The organism is Stenotrophomonas sp. STEN054, assembly GCF_056854535.1.
Map to the genome: position 1 here is coordinate 134374 of NZ_JBXFWG010000003.1, position 14951 is coordinate 149324.

General features: G+C 68.5%; 11 protein-coding genes. 9 read left to right on the plus strand and 2 right to left on the minus strand.

Translation table 11 applies throughout. The features are described from left to right. Positions 1–153 precede the first annotated feature (153 nt). From folE to AC1VXD_RS02240, 4 genes are all read left to right on the plus strand, one after another. Positions 154–765, plus strand: a complete 612-nt coding sequence (folE, locus tag AC1VXD_RS02225; protein ID WP_406233828.1) for a GTP cyclohydrolase I FolE — start codon at positions 154–156, stop codon at positions 763–765. A 112-nt stretch (positions 766–877) separates the two neighbouring features. Next, positions 878–2347, plus strand: a complete 1470-nt coding sequence (locus AC1VXD_RS02230) for a DUF3375 domain-containing protein (RefSeq protein WP_481562635.1) — start codon at positions 878–880, stop codon at positions 2345–2347. Beyond that, a complete protein-coding gene (locus tag AC1VXD_RS02235; protein WP_482990633.1) occupies positions 2334–3035 on the plus strand; it encodes a DUF4194 domain-containing protein in 702 nt (233 codons plus the stop codon). Before AC1VXD_RS02230 ends, AC1VXD_RS02235 begins: the two co-directional genes overlap by 14 nt. A 16-nt stretch (positions 3036–3051) precedes the next feature. Next, positions 3052–6432, plus strand: a complete 3381-nt coding sequence (locus tag AC1VXD_RS02240) for an ATP-binding protein (protein ID WP_482990634.1) — start codon at positions 3052–3054, stop codon at positions 6430–6432. A 78-nt stretch (positions 6433–6510) separates the two neighbouring features. On the opposite strand, the gene AC1VXD_RS02245 is transcribed toward AC1VXD_RS02240, so the two are convergent. Beyond that, the gene (locus AC1VXD_RS02245; RefSeq protein ID WP_164075305.1) at positions 6511–7290 is read right to left on the minus strand and encodes a sulfite exporter TauE/SafE family protein; all 780 of its coding nucleotides are present in this window, start codon (positions 7288–7290) and stop codon (positions 6511–6513) included. An 82-nt stretch (positions 7291–7372) separates the two neighbouring features. On the opposite strand from AC1VXD_RS02245, the gene AC1VXD_RS02250 reads away from it, so the two are divergent. From AC1VXD_RS02250 to AC1VXD_RS02270, 5 genes are all read left to right on the plus strand, one after another. Next, positions 7373–7765 carry a YchJ family protein gene (locus tag AC1VXD_RS02250; protein ID WP_482990635.1) on the plus strand — a complete coding sequence of 131 codons (393 nt, stop codon included), beginning with the start codon at positions 7373–7375 and terminating at the stop codon, positions 7763–7765. Between the two features lie 70 nt (positions 7766–7835). After that, positions 7836–9107 (plus strand): ergothioneine biosynthesis protein EgtB, encoded by a 1272-nt coding sequence (gene egtB, locus AC1VXD_RS02255; RefSeq protein ID WP_482990636.1) that lies wholly within the window; start codon positions 7836–7838, stop codon positions 9105–9107. Then, on the plus strand, positions 9104–10090 hold the full coding sequence (gene egtD, locus AC1VXD_RS02260; RefSeq protein WP_482990637.1) for an L-histidine N(alpha)-methyltransferase: 987 nt from the start codon (positions 9104–9106) through the stop codon (positions 10088–10090). The genes egtB and egtD overlap by 4 nt, the downstream gene beginning before the upstream one ends. 87 nt (positions 10091–10177) lie before the next feature. After that, a complete protein-coding gene (locus AC1VXD_RS02265) occupies positions 10178–12337 on the plus strand; it encodes a lytic murein transglycosylase (RefSeq protein WP_482990643.1) in 2160 nt (719 codons plus the stop codon). A 31-nt stretch (positions 12338–12368) separates the two neighbouring features. Then, a complete protein-coding gene (locus tag AC1VXD_RS02270) occupies positions 12369–13127 on the plus strand; it encodes a GYF domain-containing protein (protein ID WP_482990638.1) in 759 nt (252 codons plus the stop codon). Here AC1VXD_RS02270 and AC1VXD_RS02275 read toward each other — a convergent pair. Continuing rightward, positions 13124–14314 carry a benzoate/H(+) symporter BenE family transporter gene (locus AC1VXD_RS02275; protein ID WP_482990639.1) on the minus strand — a complete coding sequence of 397 codons (1191 nt, stop codon included), beginning with the start codon at positions 14312–14314 and terminating at the stop codon, positions 13124–13126. The two genes, AC1VXD_RS02270 and AC1VXD_RS02275, sit on opposite strands and share 4 nt — an antisense overlap. Positions 14315–14951 lie beyond the last annotated feature (637 nt).

A 14951-nucleotide genomic window follows, 5' to 3' on the forward strand; every position in this document is an offset into this window, starting at 1 on the left:
GCGGCCGGGGGGGCCCCGCCCCCCCCCCCCCCGCCCCCCCTCCAGACCGATAGCAACAACGCGCCGGAAGCCCCCCCGATGAACCGTCCCCACAGGACGACCCACCCCCCGGTCGGGTACGATGCTCGCCCCCCGTTCGGGACGCTGTACGCAATGAGCAAGAACAACGAAAAGGCCGCCCCGCAGAGCGATGTGACCCAGGACCAGGCCGAGGATGCGGTGCGCACCCTGCTGCGCTGGGCCGGCGAGGACCCGTCCCGTGAAGGCCTGCTGGATACCCCGCGCCGTGTCGCCGAAGCCTATGGCGACTGGTTCAGCGGCTACCGCGACGACCCGCGCGCCTACATGGAGCGGACCTTCGAGGAAGTGGCCGGCTACGACGAACTGATCGTCCTGCGCGACATCGAGTACGAAAGCCACTGCGAACACCACATGGCGCCGATCATCGGCCGCGTGCACGTCGGCTACCTGCCGGCCGGCAAGGTGGTGGGTATCAGCAAGCTGGCCCGCGTCGTCGAAGCCTACGCCCGCCGCTTCCAGGTGCAGGAAAAGATGACCGCGCAGATCGCCCAGTGCATCCAGGATGTGCTGCAGCCGATCGGCGTCGGCGTGGTCGTCGAAGGCGCCCACGAATGCATGACCACCCGCGGCATCCACAAGCGCGGCGTCAGCATGGTCACCTCCAAGATGCTGGGCAGCTTCCGCGACGACGCGCGTACCCGCGCCGAGTTCCTGCGCTTCATCGAAGTGGGCGGCAGGCGCTGAGCCGCTTGCCCGCACCGCGCCGGCTCCGCGTGGCCGGCACGTCCACGGCTGCCCCCGCGGCGGCCGTGCATGGCTGCCCGCAGCCTTCTGCGTCCATGAATCCCTTCGCTGCATGAAGCACCGCGAACGTATTGCCCGTTACCGCCATCTGCGCGAACAGCCCCAGTGGAAGCTGCTTGCCGCCGACCACGCCCCGGAAATCATCGGCCTGCTGCAGGGCCTGCTGATGGAGGGCGAGCGCACGCTGCCGTCCTCGGTACTGAACGAGCGCCTGCAACGCGCGCTGGATCAGCTGGCCGGCGACGAACTGTCGCGTGAGCTGCCGCGTACCGCCCAGGCCTACATCGCCCACTGGCTGGCCCAGGGTTGGCTGGAACGCCGCCTGCCCGAAGGCGCCGACCAGGAGCAGTACGAGCTGTCGACCCAGGCGCTGCAGGCGATCCGTTTCGCTGACAGCCTGGAGCAGGCCCGCGTGGCCGCTACCGAAAGCCGCCTGGCGCTGGTCATCGAGCAGCTCTCCGCGCTGGCCGCGCAGACCGAAGCCGATCCGGATGCGCGCCTGTCCGCGCTGCACGACGAGCGCGACCGCATCGATGCCGAGATCGCCCGCGTCGGCGCTGGCCGCGTGGTCGCCCTCGACGGCAAGCGCGCGCTGGAACGCACCCGCCAGATCATCGGCCTGGCCGACGAACTGACCGAGGACTTCCGCCGCGTGCGCGATGACTTCGAGCAGCTCAACCGCGATTTCCGCGAACGCATCATCGACGACGAAGGCGAGCGCGGCGACGTGCTGTCGCAGTTGTTCGAAGGCGTCGACGTCATCGGCGAAAGCGATGCCGGCCGCAGCTTCCAGGCGTTCTGGCGCCTGCTCAACGATGCCGAACAGAGCGCCCAGCTCGACGCCGCGCTGGAGGCCGTGCTCGCGCGCGGCTTCGCCCGTCGCCTGGACCGCAACGAACGCAATTTCCTGCGCGGCTTCACCAGCACCATGCTGGAACGCGGCGGCCAGGTGCACGACGTACTGCAGAACTTCGCGCGCAGCCTGCGCGGCTTCGTGCAGAGCCGTGGCTACCTGGAACAGCGCCGCCTCAACCAGCTGCTGAAGCAGGCGCAGTCCGAAGCACTGGCCCTGCGCGATGATTTCCCCGCCCAGCGCAGCATCGGCCGCGATCTGCAGCTGACCACCAGCCGCCTGCGTTCGTGGTCGCAGTGGAAGCTGCACGACCCGCGCAGCGCCCAGGTCGATGGCAACGTCGAATACAACGATGCGGCCGCCATCAGCCTGGAAAGCGTGGGCGACCTGGTGGCCTCGTCGGAAATCGACTTCCGTACCCTGCGCCGCGACCTGCACGAGCTGCTGGATGCGCAGCCACGCCTGAGCATCGCCGAAGCCCTGGCACAGCGCGAAGCGCCGCAGGGCCTGGGCAGCGTCATCGGCTACCTGTCGCTGGGCACGCGCTTCGGCAACGTGGTTGCCGGCGAGCAGGAGCTTGCGCAATGGCGCGGCGGCGACGGCCAGGTGCGCCGCGCACGTATTCCGCTGGTTTGGTTCACCCAGGAGAGACGCCATGAGCTGGCATGAAGATCCCATCGAAGCAGCGGCACCCGACCTGGTCGAAGACGCCTACGAGGCCGAACCGGCACCGGTTGCCGCACAGCCGCGCCGTGGCAACGACGTCTATTACATGGGCGATACCGGCCGCCTGCCGCTGGATGCGCGCCGCGCGCTGTGCCAGCTGCTGATCGGCCCCAGCATCGACCAGCTGCGCCACGCCAAGCTGTGGCCGGCGCTGATCCGCAGCGAAGCCGCAATCCGCTCGTCACTGGCCGACCTGTTCCTGGAACTGGTGCTGGACCGTGACAGCGGCGTGGCCTTCACCCGCCAGGCCGACACCGAAGACGTCGATGCGCCGGTGCTGCTGCGTACCTCGCCGCTGACCTTCATCGATTCGGTGCTGCTGCTGTACCTGCGCCAGCAGCTGGCCGAGGCCGATGCGCGCGGCAACCGCGCTGTCGTCGCCGATGCCGAGATGGCCGAAGCGCTGGCCATCTACGAGAAGAACCTGTCCACCGACCGCGCCGGCTTCAACCGCCGCGTCGCCTCGGCCGTGCAGAAGATGAAGGACAACCACATCCTGACCCGCCTCGGCGGCCAGGAAGACCGCCACGAAGTCTCGCCGGCGCTGAAGCTGATGTTCTCCGCCGAAGACGTGTCCCAGCTTTCGGCGGTGTACCGCCAGCTGCGCGAAACCCCGGCTGCAGAAGCCTGAGAGACCCGAGCACCGCATGGCCATTTCCAAGCACACTCCCGCCCTGTTCAATGAAGGCCTGCCGGACCCGCGCCTGCAGCAGTTCCGCATGCGCCGCCTGCAGGTGCACAACTGGGGCACCTTCAACGGCCTGACCGAAGTGCCGATCGCCGAGCGCGGCTTCCTGTTCGTCGGTCGTTCCGGCTCGGGTAAGTCGACCCTGCTCGATGCGATGTCCGCGCTGCTGACGCCGCCGGCCATCGTCGACTTCAACGCCGCCGCGCGTGAAGCCGAGCGCAGTGGCCGCGACCGCAACCTGGTCTCCTACGTGCGTGGCGCGTGGGCCGACCAGCAGGACAGCGGCACCGGCGAGATCGCCACCCAGTACCTGCGCAAGGGCGCGACCTGGACCGCCTTGGTGCTGGAATACCGCGCCGGCGATGGTCGCGTGGTGTGCCTGGTACGCCTGCTGTGGATCTCCGGCAACGGCACCTCGGCCGGCGACGTGCGCAAGCACTACATGATCGCCGAGCGCCCGTTCGACATCGCCAAGGACCTCGGCGGCTTCGACCTGGACCTGCGCAAGCTGAAGCAGAAGCTGGCCGACATCCACCACTTCGATACGTTTTCCGGCTACGCCGAGCGCTTCCGGCACCTGCTGGGCATCGACAACGAGATGGCGCTGCGCCTGCTGCACAAGACGCAGTCGGCGAAGAACCTGGGCGACCTCAACGTCTTCCTGCGCGACTTCATGCTGGACACACCGCGCACCTTCGATGCCGCCGAGCGCCTGGTCAGTGATTTCGCCGAACTCGACGGTGCGCACCAGGCCGTGGTCACCGCCCGCCGCCAAGTGGAAACCCTGCTGCCGGCGCGCGGGCACTACACCGAACTGAAGCACATGCATCGCCAGCGCGGCGATGACGAGACCCTGAAGCTGGGCATCGACAGCTTCCGCGAAAGCCGCCGCCAGCTGCTGATCGAAGCGCGCCTGCGCGAGATGGACGTGCGCGACCGCGGCCTGCTCGGCGAAGAAGCCCAGCGCCGTGCGGCGCTGGACAACCACACCGAACGCCTGGCAGAGCTGGAACTGCAGCGCCGCCAGCAGGGCGGTGAGCGCATCGAGGAACTGGAACGCGAACAGGGCCGCGCCGAAGCCGAGCGCGACCGTCGCCTGGCCAAGCAGGCGCAGGCCCGCGAGGCCGCGCGCCACCTGCAGGCCGAGCTGCCGGAAGACGCGCACGGGTTCTCCGAACTGGTCGAACGCGCGCAGAACGAACTGCAGGACCGCCAGCGCGCTTCGGCGGCGCTGGACGATGCGATCAGCGAACGGCTGGGCGGCAAGCGCGATGATGAACGTCGCTTCGGCGAAGTGCGTGGCGAACTGGAAGCGATGCAGCGCACGCCGTCCAGCATTCCCGCACCGATGCAGAAGCTGCGCGCACGCCTGGCCGAGGAAACCGGCATTTCCGAAGCCTCGCTGCCCTTCGTCGGCGAACTGATCCAGGTCCGCACCGAGGAGCAGAACTGGCAGGGCGCCATCGAGCGCGTGCTGGGCGGATTCGCGCAGTCGCTGCTGGTGGACGACAAGCACTACAACGAGGTAGCCGACTGGGTGAACCGCACCCACCTCGGCATGCGTTTCACTTACTACCGCGTGCGTCGCAACGACGATGCGTTCGCCCGCGAACCGTCCGCGCGTTCGCTGCTGCACAAACTGGAACTGCGCGACCACGCCTTCGAGGGCTGGCTGCGCCGCGAGCTGGGCAAGCGCTTCGATTACGAATGCGTCGATGCCAAGCAGCTGCGCAACGTCGACCGCGGTATCACCCGCGAAGGCCAGGTCAAGCATCCGGGCGACCGCTTCGAGAAGGATGACCGCAGCGCGGTGAACGACCGCCGCCGCTGGATCCTCGGCTTCAACAACCGCGACAAGCTGGTCGTTTTCGAGCGCGAAGCGCAGGAACTGGCCAAGCGCATCGCCAGCTGCGATACCGATATCGCCAGCCTGCGCGGCCAGCGTGACCGCGACAACGAACGCCGCCTGGCCTGCCATGAGCTGATCGGCATCCAGTGGAACGAGATCGACGTGGCCGCGCCGCAGCAGCGCCTGGCCGATATCGAAGCCACCCTGCGCGACCTGCGCGAAGGCAACGCCGACCTCGCCCGCCTGGCCAAGCAGATCGACGCCGTGCGCGCCGATATCGAGCAGGCCCGCCGTACCTATGAAGACACCCGCGTCGAGCGCGGCCAGCTGGTGCGCGAACGCGACCGCCTGGACCGTGCCCGCCAGCAGAGCCGCGCCCTGGTGCTGCCGGCGCTGGCTGAGGACCAGGAAGCCGGCCTGGCCGAGCGCCTGCAGGAGCAGGGTCCGCTCAGCCTGGAAACGCTGGAAGCGCACATGCGCCAGGTCAGCAACGCGCTGAATGAACAGCTGTCGTCCTCGCAGCAGGACGTCAACCGCATCGAGAACCTGCTGCTGGGCTGCTTCCGCCGCTTCATCCAGCAGTGGCCGGAAGAATCGGGCGACTTCACCGTGTCGGTGGCTTCGGCCGAGGATTTCCTCGCCCGCCTGGAACGCCTGGAACGCGACGGCCTGCCGCAGCATGAAGAGCGCTTCTTCGACCTGCTGCAGAACCAGAGCAAGAACAACCTGCTGGCCCTGCAGCGCCACAGCGCCGAGGCCCGCAAGTCGATCGGCCAGCGCCTGGACGAGGTCAACGCCAGCCTGGAACAGGTACCGTTCAACCGCGGCACCCTGCTGACAATCGAGCTGAGCGACCGCCGCCTGCCGGAAGTGGGTGAGTTCCACCTGCAGCTGCGCGAGGTGTTGTCGCAGCAGCAGACCGAACAGCGCGAGCTGGCCGAATCGCAGTTCACCGTGCTGCGCCAGCTGGTCAACCGCCTCGGTTCGCAGGAAGGCGAGGACAAGCGCTGGCGCGAACTGGTGCTGGACGTGCGCATGCACGTCGAGTTCATCGGCGTGGAGCTGGACGCGGAAACGCGCCAGCAGGTCGAGATCTACCGCAGCGGCGCCGGCAAGTCCGGTGGCCAGCGGCAGAAGCTGGCTACCACCTGCCTGGCCGCAGCACTGCGCTACCAGCTCGGCGGCGCCGACAGCCAGCTGCCCAGCTATGCCGCCGTCGTGCTCGACGAAGCCTTCGACAAGGCCGACAACGAGTTCACTGCGCTGGCGATGAACATCTTCGACAACTTCGGCTTCCAGATGGTGGTCGCCACCCCGTTGAAGTCGGTGATGACGCTGGAGCCGTTCATCGGCGGCGCCTGCTTCGTCGAGATCAGCGGCCGCCACGACTCGGGCGTGCTGCTCATCGAGTACGACGAAGAAGGCAAGCGCCTGAAGCTGCCCGAGCGCAGCCGCCAGCAGGCCAACGAACCGGAAGAAGCCGAGGCCTGACCGCCCCGGGAAACCCCGTGCCAACCAAGGTTGGCACCTACCGGGTAGCGCCGGGCCATGCCCGGCGACATTTCGCCCTCACGCCCCGCGGAACGTATCCCACGCCATCCGCGCGATCAGCACCACCACCAGCCCCACGAACAGCTTGCGGATGAACGGCGTGCCGCCCTTCAGCGCCAGCCGCGTGCCCACCACCGAGCCGAAGATGTTGGCCGCCGCCATCGGCAGCGCGAACAGCCACAGGATGTTGCCGGTGGGGATGAAGAACGAGATCGCCGCCACGTTCGTCGCCAGGTTCACCACCTTCGACGCCGCCGAGGCGCGAAGGAAATCCAGGCCGAAGAAGCGCACGAACAGGAAGATCAGGAAGCTGCCGGTGCCCGGCCCGAAGAAGCCGTCGTAGAAACCGATCGCCGCGCCGATGGCCAGCGCGATGGCCAGCTCGCGGCGGCCGATCTCCTGCGGCCGGTGCAGGGCACCGAAATCCTTCTTCCACAGCGTGTAGCCCAGCATTGCCACCAGCAGCACCAGCACCAGCGGGCGTACCGCCTCCTTGGGCAGCAGGCTGACCGCCGTGGCACCGGCGAAGGAGAAGATGAAGGCGGTGCCGGCGGCGAACAGCACCGGTTTCCACGGGAAGCGCACGTTGCGCGCATAGCGCCAGGCTGCCGCGCCGGTGCCGAACATCGAACTGAACTTGTTGGTGCCGAACAGCATGGCCGGCGTCTGCTGCGGCAGCACCGTGAACAGGCCCGGCAGCTGCACCAGCCCGCCGCCGCCCACCGCCGCATCGACCAGGCCGGCGATGAAGGCAATCACCACCAACCACCACAACTCAGGGGGAACCAGTTCCAGCACGGCGATCGACACTTGGATGGGGGGCGACAGCATACGCCTGTCGCCGATGGATGCCGGGGGCGTCCCGCGCGACAATACCGGCATGACCCGAACACCCGCCGATCCCTGTCCCTGCGGCCTGCCCGCCGACTACGCCGCCTGCTGCGGCCGTTACCACGCTGGCGAGGCCGCGCCCGATGCCGAGCGGCTGATGCGTTCGCGCTACAGCGCCTACGTACGCCAGCTGGCCGACTACCTGCGCCAGACCTGGCACCCGGACACGCGCCCGGCCGGACTTTCGCTGGACGAGGCACCAGGCCAGCGCACCCAGTGGCTGGGCCTGACCGTGAACGAACATACCGTCACCGGCGCGGACAGTGCCGAGGTCCGCTTCACCGCCCGCTACCGCATCGGCGGTGGCAGCGCGGTGCGGATGACCGAGCACAGCCGCTTCCTGCGCATCGACGGCCGTTGGTACTACCTCGATGCAGTCTGAACCCCTGATGGGTCAAGCATCCACCTGGCCATGACATCGCGCTCACCCGCAGCAGCCGAAGCTGTTGCCCATGGACAGCGCAATCCTCGCCGTCGCTGCCCCGCAGCGTGAACTCGCCAGCCACTTCGCCCATGTGCGTGGACGCAGCCAGCAACTGGCCGCACCGCTCAGCGCTGAAGACGCGATGCTGCAGAGCATGGACGATGCCAGCCCGGCCAAATGGCACCTTGCCCACACCACCTGGTTCTTCGAGCGCTTCGTGCTGGCCAGCGTACGCGGCCACCAGCCGTGGGATCCGGCCTGGGACTTTCTGTTCAACAGTTATTACAAGAGCCTCGGCCCGGCCCATGCTCGCCCACGTCGTGGCCTGCTGTCGCGGCCCTCGCTGCAGCAGGTGTGCGACTATCGCCGGCACGTCGATGAGCAGGTGCTGGCGCGCCTGGCCAATGGCGATCTCGGTGAAGAAGCGCTGCAGCACCTGCAGCTGGGCCTGCAGCACGAACAGCAGCACCAGGAACTGCTGCTGACCGACATCAAGCACGCCCTGTGGTGCAACCCGCTGCAGCCGCCCTATCGCGAAGACCTCGCGGCGGCCGTCAGCGTGCCCAGCGCACAGGGCTGGGTTGCACGGGAAGAAAGCATCGTCAGCGTCGGCGCAGCGCGCTGGCCGCAGCACGCGCCCTTCGCCTACGACAACGAATCGCCGCGGCACCGCGTACTTGTTCCCGCACACGCCATCGCCGAGCGCCCGCTCAGCAACAGCGAGTTCCGCGCCTTCGTCGATGCCGGCGGCTACCGCGATCCGCGCTGGTGGCTCAGCGAAGGCTGGGCCCTGTGCGAGGCCGAAGGCTGGCAGCACCCGTTGTACTGGCACGACGACCTGCAGCGCGAGTACACCCTCGGCGGCTGGCGCGCGCTCGATCCACATGCGCCGGTCTGCCACCTGAGCTATTACGAAGCCGACGCCTGCGCGCGTTGGCATGAGGCACGGCTGCCGACCGAATTCGAATGGGAGGCGGCCGCCGCCACGCAGCCGCCCAGTGGCCACTTCGCCGATGACGACCGGCTGCACCCGCACGCGGCGCTGGGCAGCGGCCTGCGGCAGATGTTCGGGGATGTCTGGGAATGGACGTCCAGCGCCTATGGCGCCTACCCCGGCTTCCAGCCCTTCGGCGGCAACCTGGGCGAGTACAACGGCAAATTCATGTGTGGCCAGTGGGTGTTGCGCGGCGGCAGCTGCGCCACTCCGCGCGGCCACGTACGCAGCAGTTACCGCAACTTCTTCAATCCACCGGCGCGCTGGCAGTTCTCCGGCCTGCGCCTGGCGAGGGATCTTCCATGAGTACCGTGCAGGACGCGCTGCAGGCGCTGACCGACCTTACCCCCGGCCGCCAGCAGATCATGGCCGACGCCGTGGCCGGCCTCTCGTGCGCCGCACGCCAGCTGCCGTCCAAGTATTTCTACGACGCGCGTGGCTCGCGCCTGTTCGAGCAGATCACCCACACCCGCGAGTACTACCCCACGCGCACCGAACTGGCCCTGCTCGACAGGGTGCTGCCGGAAATCGCCAGCGCCGTCGGCGCCCATGCCCACGTGGTCGAACTGGGCAGTGGCAGCGGCCGCAAGACCGCCCTGCTGCTGGCCGCCCTGCACGATCCGGTGGCCTACACCCCCATCGAGATCTCGCGCGCCGCGCTGCTGTCCAGCATCGACCACCTGGCCCCGGCGCTGCCGCAGGTGGAGATGCTGCCGGTCTGCGCCGACTTCACCCGCCCGGTACAGGTCCCCGAACCGGGACGTGAGGCCGCACGGCGCCTGCTGTTCTTCCCCGGTTCCACCCTGGGCAACTTCGCCGACGAAGAGGCCATCGCCCTGCTGCGCGCGATGCGCCAGACCATGGGCGATGACGGCCTGGCGCTGGTCGGCATCGACCTGCACAAGGACCCGGCGCTGATCGAGGCCGCCTACAACGATGCCGACGGCATCACCGCCGCGTTCACCCTCAATCTGCTGGCCCGCCTCAACCGCGAGGTCGGCAGCGATTTCGACCTCGATGGCTTCCGCCACCAGGCCCGCTACAGCACAGCGCGCCTGCGCATCGAAACCGACCTGGTCAGCCAGCGCGAGCAGGACGTGCACCTGGACGGCCAGACCTTCCACTTCCAGGCCGGCGAACCGATCCGGGTCGAGTACAGCCACAAGTACACCGATGCCAGCTTCAACCACCTGCTGCAGCAGGCCGGGCTGGAAGCCATCGCCCACTGGAACGCGTCCGATCCGGCGTACGGCCTGCGCCTGCTGCGCGCCTCCGCTGCGCATCGGTAGCGCCGGGCCATGCCTGGCGGCTGCCAGACCGTCTGCCCGCGCTAACATGGCCCCAGCACCGGCAACACGGAGGACGCCATGCCCTTGATGACCACGCTCGGCCTGGCCGCCGCGCTGGCCGCGCCGTTGACGGCGCAACCGACACCCGCCGCTGATCCGGCCTTCGCCCGCTGCATGACGCAGCTGCAGGCCACGGCCGCCAAGCAGGGTATTGCCGCGGATCGCTTCGCTGCCATCACCGCCGGCCTGCAGCCCGACCCCAGTGTGCTGCCGCTGCTGGATGCTCAGCCGGAATTCACCACGCCGATCTGGGATTACCTGGCCGCCCTGGTCGATCGCCCGCGGGTGGACGATGGCCGGGCGATGCTGCAGCAGCATCGCGATCTGTTGCAGCGGGTATCGGCGCAGTACGGCGTCGATCCGGCCACCATCGTCGCCGTATGGGGCGTGGAGAGTGACTACGGCCGCGTGTTCGGCAAGCGTCCGCTGCTGCAGTCGCTGGCCACGCTGTCCTGCGCCGGCCGTCGCCAGCCCTTCTTCCGTGGCGAACTGCTGGCGCTCATCACGCTGATCGAGCAGGGCGACCTGCAGGCGCAGGGACTCACCGGTTCCTGGGCCGGCGCCTTCGGCCACACCCAGTTCATGCCCAGCACCTATGCGCGCATCGCCGTCGACGGTGATGGCGATGGCCGCCGCGATCTGGTCGGCAGCATTCCCGATGCACTGGCCTCCACCGCCAACTATCTCAAGCGCGCCGGGTGGCGCAGCGGCGAGCCGTGGGGCATGGAGGTGCGTATTCCCGAGGGCTTCAAGACGGCGCAGGCCGGGCGCACCCAGCGTCGCGCGCTGGCCGACTGGCGCGCACTGGGCATCACCGGCCTGGATGGCAGCGCCCTCGCACCGCAGGGTCTGCCGGCCGATGCCCGTGCGGCCCTGCTGCTGCCGGCCGGGGCTAAGGGCCCGGCGTTGCTGGTGTTCCGCAACTACGATGCGATCTACAGCTACAACGCCGCCGAGAGCTATGCGCTGGCCATCGCCACCCTGGCCGACCGCCTGCGTGGCGGCAACGGCCTGGCGACCGCCTGGCCCACCGATGATCCCGGCCTCGGCCGCGACGAGCGCGGCCAGTTGCAGACCCTGCTGCTGGGACGTGGCCACGATATCGGCAGCGTCGACGGCATGATCGGCAATGCCAGCCGGCGCGCGATCCAGGTCGAGCAGCGGCGCCTGGGCTGGGCCGACGCCGATGGCCGCCCCGGCCAGCGCATCCTGCGCGCGCTGCAGGCCGAACCGCGCACGCCGGCCACGCCCACCCGTTTCAGCCTTCCCGCCAACTACAGTGCCGCGCAGTCGCCGGCCTTACGGAGTCGATCCACCGTGCAACAGATCCAGGGTGTCAGCAGCGGCCAGTTCCAGGGACTCGATGCCTGGCTGGTGGAAACCCCCGAAGCCACCGCCGCCATCAGCGTGTTCGGCGGCCAGCTGCTGTCCTTCGTGCCCAAGGGCCAGCCCGACGTCATGTGGCTTTCGCCCACGCGCGCCGAGCTCCCCACGCCCATCCGTGGCGGCAGCCCGGTGTGCTGGCCGTACTTCGGCCGCCAGGGCCAGGGCAATGACGTGCCGGCGCACGGCTTCGTCCGCACCCTGCCGTGGGAACTGCAGCAGGCGCGCCGCCTCGACGACGGCAGCATCGAGCTGACCCTGGCGCCGCCGGCGCTGCAGGATCTCGGCCTGCGCCTGAGCATGACCGTGCGCGTGGGCCGCGAGCTGCGCCAGCAGCTGGTTACCGAGAACACCAGCAGCGCACCGGCCACCTTCACCCAGGCCCTGCACAACTACTTCCGCGTGGGCGACGCCACCCGCGTGGAAGTGGACGGCGTGGACGGGGTGACCTACCAGGACAAGTACGAAAACTACGCCCAGACCCGCCGCCAGCAGGGGCCGTGGTCGCTGCGCGACCCGCGCGATCCGGGCCGCAGCGATCGCATCTACAGTCCGGCCGGTGGCCGCTACGTGCTGCGCGACCCGGTGCTCAAGCGCCGCATCGAACTGCGTACCGAAGGCAGCCGCGCGCTGGTGGCCTGGAACCCCGGCGCTGAAGCGGCGGCGAAGATGGCCGACGTTGGCGATGGCTGGCGCGAGTACGTCTGCCTGGAGGCGGCCAACGCCGGCCCGGATGTCGTGACCGTGGCCCCGGGCGGCCGCCACGTCCTGGTGCAGGTGCTGTCCAGCCAGCCCCAGCCCTGAACGGGGTCCCGTTGCAGACAAGGAGCGATGCATGCAGGAAGCACAGTGGTTCTACGCCAACAGCAGCCAGCGCGAGGGACCGGTCGACCTGGCCGCCCTGCGGCAGCTGCAGGCCGAGGGCAGGGTAGGGGCCGCCACCCTGCTCTGGTGCGAGGGCATGCCGACCTGGCGCCCGCTGGCCGAACTCGACCCGCCGCCCCAGACGGCCGACGTGGCCGCCCCGGCGGTTGTCGTCGACCGTGGCATCGATGACCCCTACCGCGCGCCCGACACGGCGCCGGCGCTGCTGGCGGGCACCGCACAGGACAGCCAGCCGCTGGAAGGCGACATGGCGCTGTACGCCGCGCTGGTCGGCCGCAACTTCGCCCTGTACCGGCGGCGCTGGCGGCTGGACCAGGGCGTGCCCCATGCGTCCGGTACCTGGCACTGGCCCGCGTTCCTGTTCGGCCTGCCGTGGATGATGTACCGGCGCATGTACCGGGTGGCGATGCTGTGGATCGCCGTGCTGGTGGCCAGCAGCGTGGCCGAAGCCCTGCTCGACGTGCCGCAGGCCTTCTCGTCCATCTCAAGCCTGGCGCTGGGCGTCACCGCCGGCGTGTTCGCCAATCACTGGTACCTGCGGCACTGCCAGCGCCAGATCGCCCAGGCCCGCGCGCTGAAGGGCAGCGACCCGGCCGCGCTGCAGGAGGAATTGGCCCGGCGCGGCGACGTCAGCTGGCTGGGCCTGGTGCTCAGCCTTGCTGCGGTACTGGCGCTGCTGGTGGGCCTGGCGTTCCTGCCGACGTCCTAGTGAGCCTGCAGCCGTGGGCGCAGCACCAGCAGGCACAGCGAACCGGCCACCAGGCCCCAGAAGGCCGAACCGATGCCGGCCAGTGACACGCCGGAGGCGGTGACCAGGAAGGTGACCAGCGCGGCTTCGCGGTCGCGTTCCACGGCCAGTGCGCTGGCCAGGCTGTTGCCGATGGTGCCGAACAGGGCGATGCCGGCCACGCAGGCGACCAGTTCCCTGGGGAAGGCGGCGAACAGCGCCGCCACGGTTGCGCCGAACAGGCCGATCAGGATGTAGAAGGCGCCGGCCGCCATCGCTGCGGTGTAGCGGCGTGCGGGGTCTTCATGGGCATCGCGACCCATGCAGATCGCCGCGGTGATCGCCGCCAGGTTCAGTGCATAGGCGCCAAAGGGCGCCAACACGGTGTTGACCACGCCGATCCAGCCGATCACCGGCGAGATGGGCGCGCTATAGCCGGAGGCGCGCATCACCGCCACCCCGGGAATGTTCTGCGAGGCCATGGTGACCACGAACAGGGGCAGGGCGATGCCGGCCACCGCCTGCCACGACAGCGAGGGCGTGACCCAGTGCGGCGTGGCCAGCTGCAGGTGCAGGTCCTGCGCATGCAGCTGGCCACGGCTGGCAGCGATGATGATGCCGACCAGCAGAGTGGCGATCACCGCATAGCGTGGGAACAGGCGTCGTCCGGCCAGCCAGGTGGCGAACATCGCCAGGGCGAGCACGACCTGGGTGTTCATCGCCACGAACACGTCCAGGCCGAAGCGCAGCAGCACGCCGGCCAGCATGCCCGCCGCCAGCGCCATCGGCACGCGCTGCATCAGACGGGCGAAGATGCCCGAGAAGCCGGCGATCATCCCCAGCACCGCGGCGAGCAGGAATGCACCGGTGGCCTCGGACAGCGAGGCGCCACCGGCACCCACCACCAGCATTGCCGCACCCGGGGTCGACCAGGCGGTGACCACGGGCACCCGGTAGCGCAGTGAGAGACCCATACAGGTGACGCCCATGCCCAGGCCAAGCGCCCACATCCATGACGCGATCTGTGCCTGGTCGGCGCCGACGGCCTGTGCGGCCTGGAACACGATCACCGCCGAACTGGCGAAGCCCACCAGCACCGTGATGAAGCCGGCCACGATTGCCGGTACCGAAAGATCGCGCCACCACACCTGCCTGACCTGCGTGCCCATCGTTGTCTCTTCTGTATGCATCCGTACATACATAGCGCTCGCGGCGTTGACCGCGCAACGCGCGGGCAACGCCGCAGGGATGCCGGCACGCGTGCCATGCACGGCACAGGCGATGCGATTGTCATCTTCCTGAAAAAAAGGGTTGACGAATTCTGCAGGATCTCTAGAATTCGCTCCCTTGCTGCGGCGTGGCAACTTCCTCGGAAGCGACACGCCAACAGCGACGCCACACCGGCGGACGAGTTGATCGAACGAAGGTGTTGACGGACTCGAAAAGTCCGGCATAATAGGCGGCTCGCAACGACGAAAGACCTTCGGGTCCAACGACGAAGCAGCATCGGCAACAACGTCCACTCCGGTGAGGCGACCTTGAAAAAAGGTGTTGACGAAGCGGAAAAGCCGGCTATAATGGGCGGCTCGCTACGAAGGAAACTTCGCAGCACACGGGAACGGCGCTGAGGCCACTTCCCCTGATCTTTGAAAGTATGCGCAGGTATCTTGTGAAGGCGCCTGCAGGAAGGATGACTGTCCATCTTGCAGACGTTTGATCAAGCAACTATTAATTGTTTTAAAGCAAGCGATACGTTGCCAGCATCAATCATCTGCAGCTTTAAATTTTGATCTTCGGATCATGTAG